At 27.5% G+C, this 728-nt stretch carries 2 protein-coding genes; one reads left to right on the top strand and one right to left on the bottom strand.

Translation table 11 applies throughout. From position 1 onward, the window contains the following. Positions 1–236 (top strand): hypothetical protein (locus ARSQ2_RS13410; RefSeq protein WP_238334504.1); only part of this gene is annotated, 236 nt, incomplete at its 5' end. A gap of 243 nt (positions 237–479) precedes the next feature. On the opposite strand, the gene ARSQ2_RS11740 is transcribed toward ARSQ2_RS13410, so the two are convergent. Beyond that, entirely contained in the window at positions 480–674 is a 195-nt protein-coding gene (locus tag ARSQ2_RS11740; protein WP_181995393.1) for a hypothetical protein, read from the bottom strand. Positions 675–728: the final 54 nt, after the last annotated feature.

Here is a 728-nt window from a genome sequence, read left to right as displayed (position 1 = left end):
ATACATTACCCAACAATTGGTCTATATGTATCACTTATTTGAATAAAGATTATAAGCATCTATACGACTCTTTTAAAATATATTTAATTATCGGTTGTCCAAAATTAGTCACATCTATTTCTTATTATGGAGGAATTCTAGAAAGAGAATATGATGATTTACTATATTTTTTTCTTGAAAAGGAAAAGTTTAATAATCGGTTTGAATACCAAAGTGAATCTGATCCACATAGCTAAAGTAAAAAACGCCGGAGAGAGCATCATGAGTGGAGATAACTTTATTTTTGTCGGAAAATAATTAACTTTGTAATCCACTTCACTGAATTTTTTCTTTACCACATCGTAGCCATATTAATTCATCATTCGTTGATCAATATCTTGAAGTTTGGTATTAGCAAACTCAAAAATAGAATCGACTATTAATTCAGTTTTAAGGACAGCATCAGAAATTAAAGCCAGTTTTTCATCTAAACTAATATCTTAATTACCTCCCTCTTCTCTTTTTTTCTTCAAAACTCGTTCACCTATTTTAAACATATCTAATGCAATAGGATTACGATTTGCTGTCGATTTTTTATCGCCATCTTTTAATTTTTCATCAATTATTTCATTAATTAAATGCAAAATAGTGAAAGGGATTGTTAATGTCATTCGATGAATATTTTGTTCTTTCAAAAAAATTTTTCCTAATTTTATAAAAACAAGACTAATTATTGTCTAATCAAGACT

Source organism: Arsenophonus endosymbiont of Bemisia tabaci Q2, assembly GCF_902713415.1.
Taxonomy (GTDB): Bacteria; Pseudomonadota; Gammaproteobacteria; order Enterobacterales; family Enterobacteriaceae; genus Arsenophonus.
The sequence above is the reverse complement of the archived record's forward strand: the minus strand, read 5'-3'. Positions and strand labels throughout refer to the sequence as shown.